The organism is Gordonia aurantiaca, assembly GCF_039939235.1.
Lineage (GTDB): Bacteria > Actinomycetota > Actinomycetes > Mycobacteriales > Mycobacteriaceae > Gordonia.
Genome location: NZ_JBDUUF010000022.1, coordinates 1 through 15,723, shown reverse-complemented (window position 1 = coordinate 15,723; position 15,723 = coordinate 1). Strand labels below are relative to the sequence as shown.

Genomic DNA, 15,723 nt, shown 5'->3' with positions numbered 1-15,723 from the left:
ACCTACGAGATGCCTCTCAGACTCGGGAAATAGGACCTTAGACAAGCTCTATTCTTCCTGGTCAGAGGGGCATTTCTGCGTTACGACGCCAACTCAGCAAGCCTCCCCATCGGTGGATCGAGGCTAAGTGGAGCCCCGTCGGACGGAGTGGGTGGTCACTGGTGGTACCAGCTCCAGCCGACCGACCTCTTCGCCGCCCAGCTGTGTGATCCGGTCGGGAAGATCAACAAACCCGCACCGTGGTGAGGCGGACCGCATATAGCCACACAGGGGCATACGGCGCCATATGTCTTGGATTTGCGCAACAGGGCGAGCCCGAGGCACAATATCGGCATACCGCCCGTCCCCTCTGGGGGCGGGTTTAATTTTTCTAGAGCGGAGCCGACCTCCTAGCCGCTGGCTGTAAGGCCCTTAGAGAGCGCGGATAGGTGCAGACGTCTTTGGGCTGAGAGCAGGTGCTCACTGATAGGGTTCGAGGCATGTCAGGCGCTTCGTCCTCGGCCGCTTGCGCGGCAGTGACCTGGTCGTCCCGCTAGCGGCGGGACGACCAGGTCGTAGCAACACTTCTTTTGGAACGTCCAGCCGCTTCGTGAACCAGTCCGGAGCGGCCCCTTGTGCTGCTCAGTAACTCTTCAGAGCGACGGAGCACTCGATGCTTTCAGGCATTTCTCCTACTTCTCGCGGGCAAAGTCCCGCCCCTGTACGCGTATGGCTCGTGTTGTGTGCGATGTCTATGCTGCAGTTCTTCATCGCGGTCGACGTGACCGTGGTCAACATCGCGCTGCCCTCGATCGGTGCGGAATACGGCGTTGGCGGACACTCCCTGACCTGGGTCGTGATCGGTTACACGATTACCGGTGGTGGGTTGCTGATGCTCGGCGGCCGGCTCGGCGACTTGGTTGGCCGCCGCCGTACTCTCCTGGCAGGCACGACCCTGTTCGGCGCGGCGTCCCTTCTGGCAGGCCTGGCCCCCTCATTCCAAGTACTGGTAGTAGCTCGTCTCCTGCAGGGTGCCGGTGAGGCCGTCGCGCTGCCCGCGGCGATGGCGACCATCGTGCTGCTGTTCCCCGAGGGGCGCCGCCGTTCCCGCGCCTTGAGCGTGTGGGCGGCCGTGGCTAGCTGCGGGTTGGTGCTCGGTTTCGCGCTATCCGGGATCATCACCGCTTACCTGGGGTGGCGCTGGATCTTTCTGATCTCGGTGCCGTTCATCGTGGTCGTGGTCGTGGCTGCGCTTTTACTAGTGCCGGCTGACCGATCCGTACCCAGGGGGCAAGTTCGGTTGGACTTGCCCGGTTCGTTCCTGCTTACGGCGGGCCCGCTGCTCTTCGTGTACGCCGTGGTCGAGGCCGGGGAGCCCGGTGCAAACCCGTGGCTGATCCTGGGCGCGCTTGCCGGCGCGGTGGCGGCCGCAGCCGGGTTCGTGCGGGTCGAGTCGAGGTCGCAGAACCCGCTGGTCCCGATGGCCTTTTTCGCTGACCGGTCCCGGGTACGGGCGAACTTGACCACGATGGTGCTCAGCGGAGCGCTGTCGACCTCGTTCCTACTGTTCACCTTCTATCTCCAGGACCGATTAGGCATCGGGCCGCTCGGGGCAGGGTTGACTATGTTGCCGCTGGCGGTGGCGCTGATAGCGGCCTCGATGCTCGTGCCGCACCTGCTGGAACTCTGGGGTGCGCGTGTGTGCGTGATGATCGGGCTCGCCTGCGCCGCAGGCGCGATGGTCGCGGTCGCTGTCGTCACCGTCCTCGGTGGTGGGGCGGCATGGTTACTCCCGGCGATGCTGTCGATCGCGGCGGGTATGGGTTTCGGTCTCGTCGGCCTGCAGTACATCGCAGTCAGCGGAACTACTGACGAAGACGCCGGGATCGCCTCGGGCGTCCAGCGCGCGGCCGACCAACTCGGGGGCGCGACCGGTGTGGCCGTCTATGTGGGAATCGGGTTCGCACCGACTCTGCACGCTGGCGATCCGTTCCTCGTCGCTGCGGTGCTGGCTATCGCAGGGCTTGTCGTAGGTGCGGTGGTCATCGGCCGGTCTCCGGCGCCTGTCAAGGCCGACGCATAGATCGAACATCACGACGCTCGCCTCTGTCCCATTCGCCTGTCTGCCACAGGGGCGGGCGTGCCTGTTCCTTTGCCGCCAACACGCAGAAGATGCCGTGCCTGTCCTTCCAAGCTTCATCACCGACCCGTTGTGGGACCAGTTCCGAACGCTGCTTCCCGAACGAACCATCACTCATCCTCTGGGGTGCCACCGCCCTCGCATCCCCGACCGGGTCGTGTTCGACAAACTCCTTGCCCGCCTCGTCCTGGGAGGCTCCTACCAACAACACGCGGATGCGAACTGCTCGGCGACCACGATGCGTGCTCGACGCGACGAATGGATCCGCGCTGGCGTTTTCGACGCGATCCACCGGCTCGCGCTTGGCGCCTATGACCAGGCGGTCGGTCTCGACCTTGACGACCTCGTGGTTGATGGATGCATCGTCAAGGCACCGTGCGGGGGCGAGAACACAGGCCGCAGCCCTGTTGACCGAGGAAAGTCAGGTCTAAAACGATCACTGCTCGTGGAAGGTGGCGGCATCCCAATCGGATGGGTGCTGGCCGGAGCTAACCAGAACGATTCTCCTCTTCTACGTCCCACGCTCGAGAAACTCGACGTCTTTGGCTGCCATCTACCGCAGAACATCACCGTTCATTTGGATGCAGGCTACGACTCCATGACCACTCGAAGTCTCCTAGAGGAGCTGGGATGCGATCGGCGAATCAGCCCAAAAGGCGCGTTCGTGCCGATCAACCACACCCGCCGGTGGGTAGTCGAACGCACGAACGCTTGGCATAACCGAGGATTCGCGGCCCTAGCGAAGGTGACCGACCGGAGAGCGCTAGTCCAGGATGCGTGGATCGCGTTAGCCAGCGCGATCATCATCATCCGCCGTCTGGTCCGTCGAGCATGGTCCATCTACAGATGGGATACACGACCCGCCCGCAGCCCGTGACTCATGCCCTATCCGCGCGATCCCTTACAGGCTATTTACTCACCCGCGCTCACGACCGTGTCCAGTGCTCGGGGTACTTGTGCGGGTGCGCACCACCGGAACAGCGGTCGGGCTCAAGACTCGACGCGCACTGTGGCTCGGTGTGAGAACCTGGCCCTGGAACTGAAGGTCAGTCGCTGCAATGGCGGCAGAGATGTGCCGAGCCTGCCGGGTGTGGCCCTGCGCGGCCATCGCCTCACCGATCGCCTTGCTGGCGGCCAGCACCTGCTTCATCGCGGTGAGCCACAGCAGTGTGGTGTCGTCGCGGCTGGCGGCCAGCATGGTTGCAGCAACGCGACGGGCCGATGTGTACGACCGGACCGCTTGCGGTTGGGTGGGGCGGCGGTGACCGGACACAGCGCCGAGTGCGTCGGCAAGCTGGTTCAGACTCTGCGCCTGCTCACCCGAGAGACCTCGCGCAGCTGCACCAACGGCGCCGGCAGTATCGGCGGCCACCGCGTGCCATGCGCGCGAGTGCGGGTCGTTGATCGACGTCACGGCGCGCTGCCAACGGCGGGCATCGTCGTGGAGCCTGTGCGCGAGCGGGTTGTCATCGGCGCGTGCCGCCGATGCACGGTTGGAGCGCGACCATGCAGAGGCCGCGAGGGCACGATGGCTGTCGCTGTCGGGCCACCGCTGCCGGAGGTCTTTGAGGGCCAGGCCGTCGCCGAGGTAGCTGGCGTTGCGCCAGATCTCTTTGCCGTCAGCGCCGCGCGCAAGCCGGGTGTGCAACGCGACTGCGTATCCGGTGACCTCGGTCGTGGAGCCCTTCGCATAGCGGGGCCGGGCGAGGATGTCGGGATGGTTACGCAACGCCTTGGCGTAGTCGGCTTCGGTGGCCGCAGACTGGGCCAGCGGGGTAAGGATCGCGCGCAGCCGCGCCGCAACCTCTGCGTCGGAGGTAGCGCGTTGGGTGTCGTCGGCGGCACGCTGATGCGGTGCCGTCTGCTCGCGTGGTGTCGTGGCGCGTTCGTCTGCGTGGTCCCAGGCCGACAGCGCGTCGGCCCGAGAGTTGGTGTCGTCGATCCATCCTTCGCGGAGGCGAGGGAGTGAGAGGTCTTCGGCGAGTTTCTTGCCGCCGTGCATGATCGGCTGGCCGTGCTTGTTGGCGTACTCGGTGGCCGGCAACCCGACGCTGAATCCGGTGACGGCGCGAGGATCGGTCTTGTCGTAGCGGGCTGAGCGGATGACCAGTCCGTCGGCGCGCACCAGGCGCACAAACTCGGCTTCGCTCTCCGCCGCCGCTGCCGCAGCACGTACCCGCCGCGCCAGGGTGACCGACGGTGACTCAGCGATCCGCGGTTCACGAACGACGTTGCCCTCGGCGTCGAGCACCGGTTTGGTGGCACCGTCCTGGGCGTGTGCACGACCCCGGCTGGCCATGTCCTTGTTGTAGCTAGACAGCACTTCGAGGCCGTACTTCACTTCGAGTTCGCGGGCGACTCGCTGCGCGCGGGCGAAGTCACCTTCGTTGCCGCCGCGGATCGGGTGCGGCCGCCACTTGGCGACCACACTGCCGTCATCACGAACTCGGGACGCGGCGATGTGAATGTGGTCGCCGCCGTTCTTCGTCAGTCCATGACGAATGGCTACCCAGCGAGAGTCGGCGGCCTTCGGATCGTCAAACCCCATGCCCTCCATGAAGTCATGAACGATCGCCGACCACGTCGCATCATCCAAAGCTTCGGCGTCGGGAGGCAGCGACAGCGAGCAGTGCCAGACGTTCTCATCGCGGGTCGCTTCAGCGATCGCGGCACTGCCTTTGACGCCACGCTCCTGGGCGGCTTTCAGCGCGGCCGTGTCGCGGCGAGTGACCTCGGTACCGAACACCACCCGAGCCTCATCGAGGGCATGACCGAGTTCGTAGGCGTGTTCGCGGTTCATCTCCGCGCCCGCACCGCCAGCGGCGAACACGCTGCGCGACGATGCTGCCACCACATGCGGGTTGGAGTGCTCGTTGGCCTTGCCCGGACCTGCCAAGTACATGACCAAACCCTGCATCCGCGCACCCGATGAGATCGCCGGCATGATCGGCATCAGACAGTCCAGCCTTCGCCCTCGGCGGAAGTGATCGGCCCGCTCGGTCGCTCCCCGTTATGGGTCGGGGAGTGGTGCTGACTCGCAGGAAACGACACCGCGAACACTTCACCGAATGCGTCGCGGACCCGATCCGCCGTACGCAGCACCGCGCTCACCGCAGGCTCGAAGTCGGGCGGGATGTCCTTGTCGGTGTTGGCGTGCCGCGCGATCTGGTTCATGTTGACCGCGATACCCGACAGCAGGTTGCGAATCCCGGTCGCTTCTTTCCACGCCGCCAACTTCTCGGCGTGATTGATGCCGACACCGGCCTCTGCATTGACCGCGCGAGCCATCAGAAACTCTTGCACCGAACCGAATCCCGCATCCTCGGCCCGATTGAGCAAGTCCTGCTTCTCAGCAGCCGTCACCTTGATGATGATTCGGTCATCTCGACCGCCTGGATGGTTGCGCCGCCGACGCCGCAGGAACGCACCTGCCGAGTCTTCACTCCGACTCATCGGTGCCTCCTCTCTGCGTCTCTTCCCGGCCTCACGGGCCGTCCGCCCAGCGCAGCGACCCCACCACCGTGGGGACTATTCGATCCTCACCGTACCGACGACAGGGACGGTGAGCAAGGGTTTAGGGCACCTAAACCATAGCTTGCTCCGCGCAGTGGGTGCTTTTCAGCGTGAGCGCGCGTGCGCGCGGGATCAACGAGTCCACGCGCAGCGTGGTCCTTATCGCGCCGCCAGGCGGCGGCCTGCGGACACGATGGCCCGAGAAACGTCGGCCTCTACAGGGCCGGGAGCCGCCATCGTTTGATCTCATCGGCCTACCAACGCGGGTGGCTGCGAAAGACGGCGTTGCGGGCGGCCACCGACCCCGGCATTCCAACCGTCGTGATCGACTAGAGGAGTTAGTCACCCACTGGCCGCGACCGTGTCACGAAGGTTTGAAACTCGGACATGGCTACGTCGCGCCGCTTAACCGCTACGCCGACCCACCGGGTCAGGATGTCCGTTACCCTCAACCCATGCCTTGGAACCTTAAGCACGTCAGGGAAGGGAGCTACGTTCTCGTCAATCGAACTGGAACCCCGGCCCGCGACATCACGATCCGCGCGCTTGACGACGATGCAAAGCTGTGGCAACCCGGCCTCGGAACCCACGGCTCCGAAGGAATCACCGACACCGCACTAATCGTGGACGAGGGCGAAATCGTGGGCCATTTGGAGTTTGCCCTGGGCGATGTCCCATCCGGCGTGATTGACATTGAGTGGACGCGGCCGATTGGGACACCGCCCATGTGGCCGGACGCGGAAGACGAACCGAAGGCACGAGTGACGGAACGTCTCGATGCACGCCAAGGCCTGACCTCCCAAGCCCCTAAGTAGCTTCAACACCAACGGCGACGGCCCTGGATGTGATCGCGCGGTCTCTCGTCTGGCCGCACCCATTTGGCCGATTGGTGTCCTACACCCCTATGGTCAGCGGTCGCGCCCCTCGGCCCCTCGGTCATACCCGGTCCTGTGGCGATGGTGAGTGCTACCCGATGTCCCGCGCGCACCCGAGGTGGGCGAGCGTCGGGATGTGCCGCGGCTGGCAATCCGGGTCGCGCGCTGCGCGCCGGTCTCGCGTTCTTCCGCACGAGCTTGCGGTGGTGTGAGGGGTTCGGCGATCCGCGCGAATACTGGGATCATGGTGTCTGGGACGGGCTCGAACGTGCCGCGGTCGGGGTGGGAGAGCATGGCTGCGTTGACCCACTGCTCGGGTGTGACGCGGCTGTAGTCGAGGTGGTAGCCGGCCTCGTCTGCGAGTTGGGACATGAACACCTTTGCCGCGCGGCCGTTTCCTTCGCGGTAGGGGTGGCTCATGTTGATCGAGGCGTAGACGGTGGCGGCCTCGACAGCGAACTCACCATGGTCCAGGTCGGTCCAGTCGACGACGGCGATGTGGTCGCGGGCGTGGTCGAGGTAGCGGCCGATCTGGTTCGGGTCGGCGAACGGCAGACCGTCTTTGCTCAACGGATAGGTGCGCGGAACCCCGGCCCACTCATAGATCGGGGAGAACAACGCGGCGTGGATGGTGTGCAGATGCTCGGCGTCGTAGGTGCGGGCGATCGGGATGCGTCCGTCGACGATCATCGCTTCGCGGTGCGCGGTGATGGAGTACTCGGCCGCGGCGAGCGCGTCGGGATCGGTGAGGCCGAGTTTGTTGGCCAACACGGAGGTGCCGGAGATGAACGTGGCGTCCCAGTCATCCTGCGCGGTCACTCACCCTCACCTTTCCAGACACGACGACGGCACCACCTCGACGAGGCGGTGCCGTCGTGAACAACTACACGGTTTGTGCGGGCGGTCAGCCGAGGGCGTGTGCCGCTCGCGTACCGGTCGCCATGGCGACAGCTTCGGCGATGACTTCGGCGTCGGTCAGCTCGCCGCGCGCCGACCGGGTCAGCAGGTCGACGTCGGCTCGTTGCGGGTCCCAGCCCTCGAGGACGTTGTTGTCGATTGCCTGGACGACACCACGGACCTGGGTGTCGGCGAGGCCGGCGAACAACTCCGGCCAGCGGGTGACCCATCGTGACTCGATCATCGCCGCACCTGCCTTTCTTGGATGTCGCGTCGTACTCAACAGTTTACCGGTCATCGGCGTGTTCGAGCCGGTCACGGCGTAGACCGTCTCTCCTCCAAACAGTGAGGGACGGTTTTCCCGAACTCGCGGGGTGGGTGGTCAGAACAGGGCGATTTGGTCGCGGGCGGCGAGTTCGGCGGCGCGTTGGTGGGCTTGGTCGGCGGCGCGTTTGACGGTTGCCTCGGGGAGGGCGAGGGTGTGGGCGATGTCGGCCCAGCTGTGTCCGTGTTCACGCATGTCGGCGGCAAGGTCCTGGATCTCGCGGTCCCGGGCGTCGAGATCGTCGTAGTCGTTGTCAGTCATCGCATGTCCTGTGAGCTTTTTGTGTTCAGATGCGGGCGAGGGTGTCTCGGATGGCGAGCCAGCGGGTTTCGGCGGCTTGTTGGTGTGTGGTGAGGGCGGTCCAGTGGCCGGCGAGTTCGGCGGTGGGGCGTTCTTGGGTGACTTGCTGCATGCGGGTGAGTAGTGCGGTGTAGCCGCGGCGGTACCAGGCGTCGATGAGGGCGGCGGCGAGGTAGGGCAGGTCGGCGCTGTCGGCGACGGGGCGGCCGTGTCGGGGGGAGGCGATCTCGAGCATGATGCCGCGGGTGCGGGTGGTCAGTCCTCGGTCTGCCAAACGCGCATTGACCAGGACCGGGGTGGCGGGGCTTGCCTCGTCGAGGAGGGTGACGACGGTGTCCCAGACGGCTTGATGAGCGTCGCGCCAGAACAGCACGCTGCCGGCGGGAAGAACGGTGGTGGTGTCTGCTTGACGGTCGGTGTGGGTTCCGATGATGGCCTCGACCACCGACCGGGCGAGCTGCGGCGGTGCCCAGACCAGGGCGGTGAGCATGTCCACCTCGAGACGCAGCGCGTCTTCGAGGGCTGCGTGGTCGGCGATCGCGCCGGCGAGAGTCAGGTCCTGGCCGTCGGCGACGGTTTCGAGCTCGGGGAGGGGCTCGACCGCCCGGGTCTGGGAGTCGGCCTGGCGCTCGACGTCGGGGGTGTCCATCATGACGGTCACCTTCCGCTCCTCTTCTGTGCTGTGCTGTGGGTTTCAGGCTGCGTTCGTGGCGAGCTTCTTGATGCGGTCGGGGCGGAAGCCGGACCAGTGGTCGTCGCCGGCCACCACGACGGGAGCTTGCAGATAGCCCAGGGCCATCACGTGGTCGCGGGCCTCACTGTCCTGGCTGATGTCGATGATTTCGTAGGAGAGACCGGCCTTGTCCAGGGCCTTGTAGGTGGCGTGGCACTGCACGCAGGCGGGCTTGCTGTAGACGGTGATCGTGGTGTTCTCGCTCATGTCGTGGCCTCGTTTCCCTGTGTCGCGAGCATTTACTCTTACCCTTCATCATAGTTTGTATTGCGTTGTCGCGCAACTCTTTTCGCTGTTCAGGTGCACTTTTCGGGCGTGTCTGGTGGTGGTGCTTTGCCTGATATTTGCCGCCCGTTCGCGCGGGTCGTGGCGGGTCAATGGAGTGCAGGGGAGAACCTGGTGCGAGATAAGCGGGAGGCGAGCGGGAGCGAGTCGGAGCGCGTGCCAGGTTGTTGCCGGAGCGCAATTGACGCGCTGCGGTTGCGCGTCATGACGATTGGGCGGGTTCAGGCAATGATCCGCAGGTGATGGATCGTCGGGTGGCGACCAGTGTGGTTGCGCGGTAGCGCATCCGGTGTGGCGGGTTCGATACCCGCCACACCGGACCCCGCCCCCGGGGGGCTGGCGTCCGGCTAGCGGGGGCGGTTGGGGCGGTGTCGGTCGATGTCGGGCCAGCGGCCGGGGATCAGCCCCTGGGCGCGGTCGCCAGGTTCGCCGGCGAGGGTGGCTGCGGTGGCGAGGATGTGCCAGAGCTGCGGGCCGGGGTGGCGGTGGTGGTCGCGTTCCTGGGTGATGATCGCTTGCTGCCAGCTCATCCACTGTCGGGGTGAGCCGTGCTGCTCGGGGCGCAGGAGCGGGCTGGTGGCTGCGGCTGCGCGGCGGGCGGCTGCGCCGACGGCGGGGCCGGCCTTGACCAGCGTGCGGCTGCGGCGTGGGTGGTCCTCGATGAGGGTGTCGAGAGTCCAGGCGAGCAGGTCGACGTCGAGGAGCATGCTGTGGCCGTGGCGGAGTCGGGTGCTGGCGGCGAGGTTGGCGGCGGTCCAGGGGATGCCGGCGCGGGTGGCGGCGTAGTCGTCGGGCACGGTGGCGGGCATGTAGGTGTCGTGGGCGTTGAGTGTGGCGGTCATGATGGCGGGCCTCTTCCTGGTGGTGGTGATCGGTTGCGGCTCGGGGCGTTCGGTGTGCCTGCCGAGCCGCAACCGAGGTGTCGGGGCTGGTTGGTCGTGTCTTCTTCTGTTAGCCGGAGATCAGTGGGGTGGCGGTGGTTTCGCGGTCGGTGTCGGCGGCTGCGATGCGCTCGGCGTGTTCGGTGAGCCATTGGTGGGCGGTGCGGCTGTCGTCGGCGAAGCGGCCGGTGATCAGGGTGTGGTTGGGTGCGGGGTAGCGGGAGGGCTCGAGGCGGCGCAGGCCGTGGGGGCGGTCGGCGCGGCCGGGGCGGCAGTCCTTGGTGGTGAGGGCGGCCTCGCCGAGTTTGGCGGTGAGCCGCATGGTGAATCCGTGGCGGTAGATGGTGGCGAGCTCGACACCGAAGGGGTAGGCCTCGATGACCGGGGTGGCGGCGTAGACAGCGACGTTGCTGCCGGTGACGGTGCGCACCCTGAGCAGGTGGGTGCGGTCGCGGAGGGTGACGAGGTTGGGTTCTTCCTCCTGCCACAGCTGGGCCACTCGGTCGAGGACCTCGATCGCGGTGGTGGTGGCGATGATCTGGGTGTCGAGGTCGAGGGCGGCGCCGGCGGGTGCGATGTATCCGCGGCTGAGGCGGGCGGTGAAGTGGCTGAACGGGGCGGTGATGGTCATGGCGTTGTCTCCTTGCTGTGGGTTTGGGGCGGTCAGTAGAGGTCTCGGGTCTCGCGGCGGCCGGCGGCGCGGTCCTGGCGGTTGGCCTGGCGCTTGGCGGCGCGGATGGTGCGGGGGTTCTGGTGGGCGCGGCTGGTGCGGCTGAACACGTCGCGCTGGGTGCCGTTGCGGGACTGGCGTGCCATCGGGGTTCCTCCTGCGGTCGGCTGGTTTGTTTGACACCTGCCATCTCTTTGCCGGCGGGAGGCCGGTGCAAGGGTGTTCACAGTCGAAAAAGTCATCCGGGCCGTAGGCCTGAAACCCGTAGGGCGGATTAGTTTTTCGCGGCCCTTGTCGCCGTGCCGACCAGAGGTAGGAGAATGGAAGGGGGCAACAAACCCCCGCTATGTGCGGCGGATGCCGCACGATGATTCGAGTCCGGCCCGGCAGGGCCGGTCCTTGTGGGTTCGCCGGGCGCCAGCTCGGCCAACAGGGCTGTTCGGCGTAGCCGATCCGCTGTGCCGGCGGTTACCGTGAGTGGTATGTCTGCTGTTGAGCGTGAGTTGTCTGGTCTGTGGGTGCCGTCGCTGTCTGAGGTGCGGGCTGTGGCTGAGGGCCGTCCTCGCGCTGAGGCTGCACGGGTGGATCTGTTGTGGCGCGAGGCGATGCCCCCGGGGGTGGAGGCTCATATTTTCTGAGCCTCCCCCCCTGGGGCCGGTCTAGGCGAAGTCCTCCGGGGTGGGGAAGTGGCCTCCGAACAGCTCGTCGGCCGCTTCCGCGGCGGGGATGATCTCGCGGATCACCTTGGGGTTGACTCCTGCTCGCATGGAGTGGTCGAGCAGCTGGGCGAGGCGGGGCAGTTCGCTGTCCTCGGCGATGTGGTCGAGGACCACGTTGACCGACGTGCCGTTACCGGCGAAGTAGTAGCAGGCGGCGGCGATGGTGAGCATGTTCGCGCGGTCGCGTCCGCGCAGGGGGCGGGCGAGTTCGACGAAAACGGCGGCGGCCGCGGCGGCATCGTAGGCGCCGGTGCGCAGGAAAGCATCACGGTAGACGAGGTGCCGGTCGATCATCGCGGCGACCTGGGCCGACAGCTCGGGGGTGATGTCGGTGGGCCAATTGACGACGGCCTCGACAACGGCCTTGGCGGCGAGTGCGGGCTGAATCTCGACGCCTTCGGTGTCGATGGGGTCGGTGAGGGTGGCGATGCTGGTCCGCAGCTCGTCGCGGGTGGCCTCGATGCTCTGTCCGCTCATGACGCGGCGGGCCGAGGCGAAGCTGTCGCGGTAGTCGCCGCTGATTCCGGTGTCTCCGGTGATGAGGTCCCGGTAGGGGGCGGGCTGGTCGCAGCGGGCGACCACGGCGCGGTGGTCGGTCTCGATGCCGTAGCCCATGAGGGCGTCGCTCATGATGCGGACGGCGGTGTCTCCGGCGGTGTCGTCTGCGGTGATTGCGATGACTGCCGCGCGGGGCAGGCCGTGGGTGTAAACGACCTCGGCGAGGTAGTCGGCGAATCCCTGGTCGGCGCCGGCAATGTCGTGGCGGGCGGTCATGCCGATCTGGAGACCGCGCTCGTGCTCGGTGATACCGACGACGACAATCGACTCGGCGGGCACGAATCCGATCAGGCCGGGGATCGCGGCGATGACATCTGCGGTGGTGAGGATGCGCTGCATGGCGGGTGCCTTCCTGGGTGGTCGGCCCTGGCGGGCCGGTGCTTTGCTTGACACCTGCCATCTCTTTGCCGGCGGGAGGTCGGTGCAAGGGTGTTTACAGCGAAAAAGTCATCCGGGCCGTAGGCCTGAAACCCGTAGGGCGGATTAGTTTTTCGCGGCCCTTGCGGCGTGCCGACCAGAGGTAAGAGAATGGAAGGGGTCAGCAAAGCAGGCCCTTGAATGCAGCGCGGGCGTAGCCCGCTTCCGATCAGGTGTCAGCGCAGCTGGCAGTCGATGCCGGCGAACGCCGGCACCTCACACGAGACCGACTGCGGGCGGATCGGCTCGACGGGAACACACCGGACACCGTCGGATCGGTCGATCAGACACGGGGCCAGTCGAACAACGAGCGGTAGAAAAGCTCACGTGGATGCAACTGCGGTTCGGCCTCCCCAGGCTGAGCCTGCACACAGCCGAGGATAGGGTGAGGCGCAGAAGCGGCCGCGGGCCTATTCCGCAGGATCAGCTTGGTGAACGCTTCTATTAAGCCGGTCCCCGCTCCCATCAGCGTGACCGCCGTTGTGGCTAGATCGGCGACGGTGGTCGGAGCGCCGAACACCCCAACCGAGGGCGCGCGCCAGACACCGAGACTGTCGTAGTGATCCTGTGTCAGCTTCGGATTGGCGCCCGGAACAAGCTCAGGCATTGCATCGAGGTTCAGGGCAATGTTTTGGGTGCTGCCGTAGCCACGTCCGGCATGCTGGCTGATGGGCAGGATGCCGTCGTGGATGTGGTTGCGGAGCACCTTGCACACCCCGGCGTAGGCATGGAGCCGTTCTACCTCTATGAGCTCGGCGCCTGGGTACTCCCGCGTCAAGTGATCGGTGATGTAGCCGCCGGCGTCGAGAGAAAACCGGTATTTTTTCGGGTCTCGAGTGGGGTCGATCATCAGCGGGTAGCGACGTCCGTAGATGTCAAATGCTGCGGCCAGGTACAGCAGCTGCCGGTCGAACGCTTCCGCTGCTTCCTCCACGACGTCAACACTCCGCTTGCCACCAACCGGGTTCGATAGCACTGCGAGCAGTTGGTCAAGTGCCCGCGTGGCTCGGCAGAGTCGGACCCGGATCGAGTGGACTGCGGCAGCAAGGTCGGAATCGCCACTCTGCGGAGCGATAATCATGTGGAGACAGTCGAAGTACGGCATCAAGGCGCCGACACCCCAGCCGTAGAAGTTCTCGATCGTCGCCGTGGACTCCGTATGCTTCCACGCCCCGCCGCTGCCGAGTCCGCCACGACGCACTGTCACGACCGGGTTGCTAGTCATTCGCAGGTAGTGCCCGATAAGTGCAACCGCGTCATTGGGCGTCACGCTTACGACGATGTCGTTGTCGGCGACGTCGCAGCGTCCGGCCGTCGGGGCCGAAGTCACGATCGCATCAATGCCAACTACTGCTGAGGCCGCCGCGTACGCCGCTGCCCGATTCCGCTCTGCCAAAGTGAGGGGCTTCGCAGTGGGAGGCGCAAGCTGCTCGTCGAGCTCTTGATAGAGGGGGAAGAAGTGCGCTGAGTACGAGGAGTACTCCCTCTCAGATTCGGTCAGAACGCTGAACTCGACGGTATCGAGATGGCGAGAGGCTTCCTCAACCGTGGTGAACCCGATCTGCCGCACGATTGGGTCCTGAAGAATCCGTGCCCAGTCTTCGGGGACCTCTTCACCACTAGGCACCAGCAACTGGATGTCCAGCTCCTCCCGGCCGAGAAAGGTAGAGAAGATCCCAGTGGGCGGAGTGGGAATGGTAGCGACGTCGATGCCAAGTCGAAGGGGTCGTGTTGCCGGCCTCAACGGGTAAAGCGGACTGTGGTTGTCATCGTCCTTGGCTGGCGGTCTGACATACCTCATGAAGCGGTGATTGGGCTGACCTTCTGGGACGCTGATCGTCACGCATGCACCCTTTCATCAGGACTGACACCGAGAACGAACTCGAAGGTAACTGATGCGCTGATCGTCCGCGGAATTCGTGTGCATTTTCGTCACTGGTGACGAAATCCTTTGCGACACAACGCAAACCGATAATTTATCTTATGTCAAGTAAGGCACTGCATATTGCATCAGATGCATCACCTCGCCACTCCTCCTGGTCCTGGCCGCGGTCACGAACACCATTGTTTCGCAGCGGCATTCGAGCAAGCGTTTCTCTGCTGATGTCTCGCCCGCGGACTGGATCACGCGAAGTCGTGACGCGACCGACGACGTCGCGTCGGGCCAGGCATGGAAGGCACTAGCACTGTTCGGCCCTCCTGAGTTCGAGGCCTACGCGCGAGTCCGCTTCATACCGGATCGATCCAGACCGTCCCCATCAGGCCGTTCCGAGCGAGGACTTCACACAGGCCGTCTACGCGGGCTACGAGCACGCCATCGTCGCCAGGACGTGCAGAGCTCTGGCTGCGGAGACGCGCAGCTCCGATGACTGCTACTTCGCGATCTGGGCCGGCTATCCAGGTGTGCTGTCTCCCTTACCGGGGGCGCCCCGGATGCACATCCCCAACCGCGACTATCACCTCTACGTCGGCACATTGTCCGACCTCAAGGCGTGGGAGCAGCCACTGACACACGAGACGCCTGCGCTACATCACGACCCGCCGGCCTTCGTATGGCCCGCCGACCGCGCCTGGTGCCTGGCCAGTGACGTGGATCCCGCACTGGGCCGGGATCGGAGCGGACACAACCACCATCCGTGCCCTCACGACCCGCGACGACATCGATGTCGTGACCGCAGACCGCTACGGCCGCCAGCCGTTCTACGACTAACCCCACGGAGCCGAGAACGGATGCACGTCGCGGACTCTGATTACTGACCGTAGGTGTATCGCAGGTTGGCGTTGATCAGGTTGCCGATGCGTTGGCACAGATGACGGAGCTGACGGTCTTCCGGATAGGGCTGCTCGGTGAGCAACGTCCACCGCAGATCGGTACCACTGCGCCCGCCACTCAGATCGAATACGACCCGAGCATCTGGCCGCTTCGTCCACAACGACGACCACACCACTCGCGTGGGTCGGTCGGACTCGACGACAGTGGGCGCAATCTCATCGTCCAGAAGGTGAAGCCAAGGGCGGGAAGGCTGCCGATTTGGGCTCACGAGGTCATCGAAGACCACGTGCGGCGGCGCCGGCTGATTCTTCTCTTTCGACGCGACAGCTTCCACACGACAAGATTCTCAACGCCTCACCAGACGTGCAACCACATTATGCAGCGACCGAATATGCAGGGTTACCACTAGTCCGTAGCCAAGGGCCGCCGTGAGCGCACATCCTGACCGAGGACACCCTGCATCTATTTAGCCTCGATCCACCGATGGGGAGGCTTGCTGAGTTGGCGTCGTAACGCAGAAATGCCCCTCTGACCGGGAAGAATAGAGCTTGTCTAAGGTCCTATTTCCCGAGTCTGAGAGGCATCTCGTAGGTGCAATTCAAGCATGCTCCCGTTGCCGTGTCGGCTGTGTTCGATGATCCGAATCTCGTGTCGGTCG

The 15,723-nt window shown here is 65.3% G+C and carries 17 protein-coding genes; 4 read left to right on the top strand and 13 right to left on the bottom strand.

Annotated elements, in window-relative coordinates:
- Positions 1 to 727: 727 nt before the first annotated feature.
- Both ABFT43_RS22320 and ABFT43_RS22315 read left to right on the top strand, forming a co-directional pair.
- Entirely contained in the window at positions 728 to 2,062 is a 1,335-nt protein-coding gene (locus ABFT43_RS22320; protein WP_347962431.1) for an MFS transporter, read from the top strand.
- A 94-nt stretch (positions 2,063 to 2,156) separates the two neighbouring features.
- Entirely contained in the window at positions 2,157 to 2,996 is an 840-nt protein-coding gene (locus ABFT43_RS22315) for an IS5 family transposase (protein ID WP_168702844.1), read from the top strand.
- 39 nt (positions 2,997 to 3,035) lie between these two features.
- Here ABFT43_RS22315 and ABFT43_RS22310 read toward each other — a convergent pair whose 3' ends face one another.
- A complete protein-coding gene (locus ABFT43_RS22310) occupies positions 3,036 to 5,072 on the bottom strand; it encodes a relaxase/mobilization nuclease domain-containing protein (RefSeq protein WP_347962430.1) in 2,037 nt (678 codons plus the stop codon).
- Positions 5,072 to 5,572 carry a plasmid mobilization protein gene (locus ABFT43_RS22305; RefSeq protein ID WP_347962429.1) on the bottom strand — a complete coding sequence of 167 codons (501 nt, stop codon included), beginning with the start codon at positions 5,570 to 5,572 and terminating at the stop codon, positions 5,072 to 5,074. Before ABFT43_RS22305 ends, ABFT43_RS22310 begins: the two co-directional genes overlap by 1 nt.
- Before the next feature lie 515 nt (positions 5,573 to 6,087).
- Between ABFT43_RS22305 and ABFT43_RS22300 the strand changes: the two genes are divergently transcribed.
- The gene (locus ABFT43_RS22300; RefSeq protein WP_347962428.1) at positions 6,088 to 6,447 is read left to right on the top strand and encodes a hypothetical protein; all 360 of its coding nucleotides are present in this window, start codon (positions 6,088 to 6,090) and stop codon (positions 6,445 to 6,447) included.
- 93 nt (positions 6,448 to 6,540) lie between these two features.
- On the opposite strand, the gene ABFT43_RS22295 is transcribed toward ABFT43_RS22300, so the two are convergent.
- From ABFT43_RS22295 to ABFT43_RS22250, 10 genes are all read right to left on the bottom strand, one after another.
- Entirely contained in the window at positions 6,541 to 7,326 is a 786-nt protein-coding gene (locus ABFT43_RS22295; RefSeq protein ID WP_347962427.1) for a Fic/DOC family protein, read from the bottom strand.
- Between the two features lie 85 nt (positions 7,327 to 7,411).
- Positions 7,412 to 7,648, bottom strand: a complete 237-nt coding sequence (locus ABFT43_RS22290; RefSeq protein ID WP_347962426.1) for an antitoxin VbhA family protein — start codon at positions 7,646 to 7,648, stop codon at positions 7,412 to 7,414.
- A 138-nt stretch (positions 7,649 to 7,786) separates the two neighbouring features.
- Positions 7,787 to 7,990: a hypothetical protein gene (locus ABFT43_RS22285; protein WP_347962425.1), complete on the bottom strand. Its 204-nt coding sequence runs from the start codon at positions 7,988 to 7,990 to the stop codon at positions 7,787 to 7,789.
- Between the two features lie 25 nt (positions 7,991 to 8,015).
- Positions 8,016 to 8,690, bottom strand: a complete 675-nt coding sequence (locus tag ABFT43_RS22280) for a hypothetical protein (RefSeq protein ID WP_347962424.1) — start codon at positions 8,688 to 8,690, stop codon at positions 8,016 to 8,018.
- A 33-nt stretch (positions 8,691 to 8,723) separates the two neighbouring features.
- Complete coding sequence (locus tag ABFT43_RS22275; RefSeq protein WP_347962423.1) at positions 8,724 to 8,969, bottom strand: redoxin NrdH; 246 nt, start codon at positions 8,967 to 8,969, stop codon at positions 8,724 to 8,726.
- A gap of 425 nt (positions 8,970 to 9,394) precedes the next feature.
- Positions 9,395 to 9,889 (bottom strand): hypothetical protein, encoded by a 495-nt coding sequence (locus ABFT43_RS22270; protein WP_347962422.1) that lies wholly within the window; start codon positions 9,887 to 9,889, stop codon positions 9,395 to 9,397.
- 109 nt (positions 9,890 to 9,998) lie between these two features.
- Positions 9,999 to 10,559 (bottom strand): hypothetical protein, encoded by a 561-nt coding sequence (locus ABFT43_RS22265; RefSeq protein ID WP_347962421.1) that lies wholly within the window; start codon positions 10,557 to 10,559, stop codon positions 9,999 to 10,001.
- 32 nt (positions 10,560 to 10,591) lie between these two features.
- The gene (locus ABFT43_RS22260; RefSeq protein WP_020171063.1) at positions 10,592 to 10,744 is read right to left on the bottom strand and encodes a hypothetical protein; all 153 of its coding nucleotides are present in this window, start codon (positions 10,742 to 10,744) and stop codon (positions 10,592 to 10,594) included.
- A 513-nt stretch (positions 10,745 to 11,257) separates the two neighbouring features.
- The gene (locus ABFT43_RS22255; RefSeq protein WP_347962420.1) at positions 11,258 to 12,214 is read right to left on the bottom strand and encodes a DUF4192 domain-containing protein; all 957 of its coding nucleotides are present in this window, start codon (positions 12,212 to 12,214) and stop codon (positions 11,258 to 11,260) included.
- Between the two features lie 361 nt (positions 12,215 to 12,575).
- On the bottom strand, positions 12,576 to 14,135 hold the full coding sequence (locus ABFT43_RS22250; RefSeq protein WP_347962419.1) for a hypothetical protein: 1,560 nt from the start codon (positions 14,133 to 14,135) through the stop codon (positions 12,576 to 12,578).
- Between the two features lie 741 nt (positions 14,136 to 14,876).
- Here ABFT43_RS22250 and ABFT43_RS22245 point away from each other — a divergent pair.
- Positions 14,877 to 15,002 carry a hypothetical protein gene (locus ABFT43_RS22245; RefSeq protein ID WP_347962418.1) on the top strand — a complete coding sequence of 42 codons (126 nt, stop codon included), beginning with the start codon at positions 14,877 to 14,879 and terminating at the stop codon, positions 15,000 to 15,002.
- 40 nt (positions 15,003 to 15,042) lie between these two features.
- Here the strand turns inward: ABFT43_RS22245 and ABFT43_RS22240 are convergent, their stop codons facing one another.
- Positions 15,043 to 15,351, bottom strand: coding sequence for a hypothetical protein (locus ABFT43_RS22240; RefSeq protein ID WP_347962432.1), 309 nt, complete (start codon positions 15,349 to 15,351; stop codon positions 15,043 to 15,045).
- Between the last annotated feature and the right edge of the window lie 372 nt (positions 15,352 to 15,723).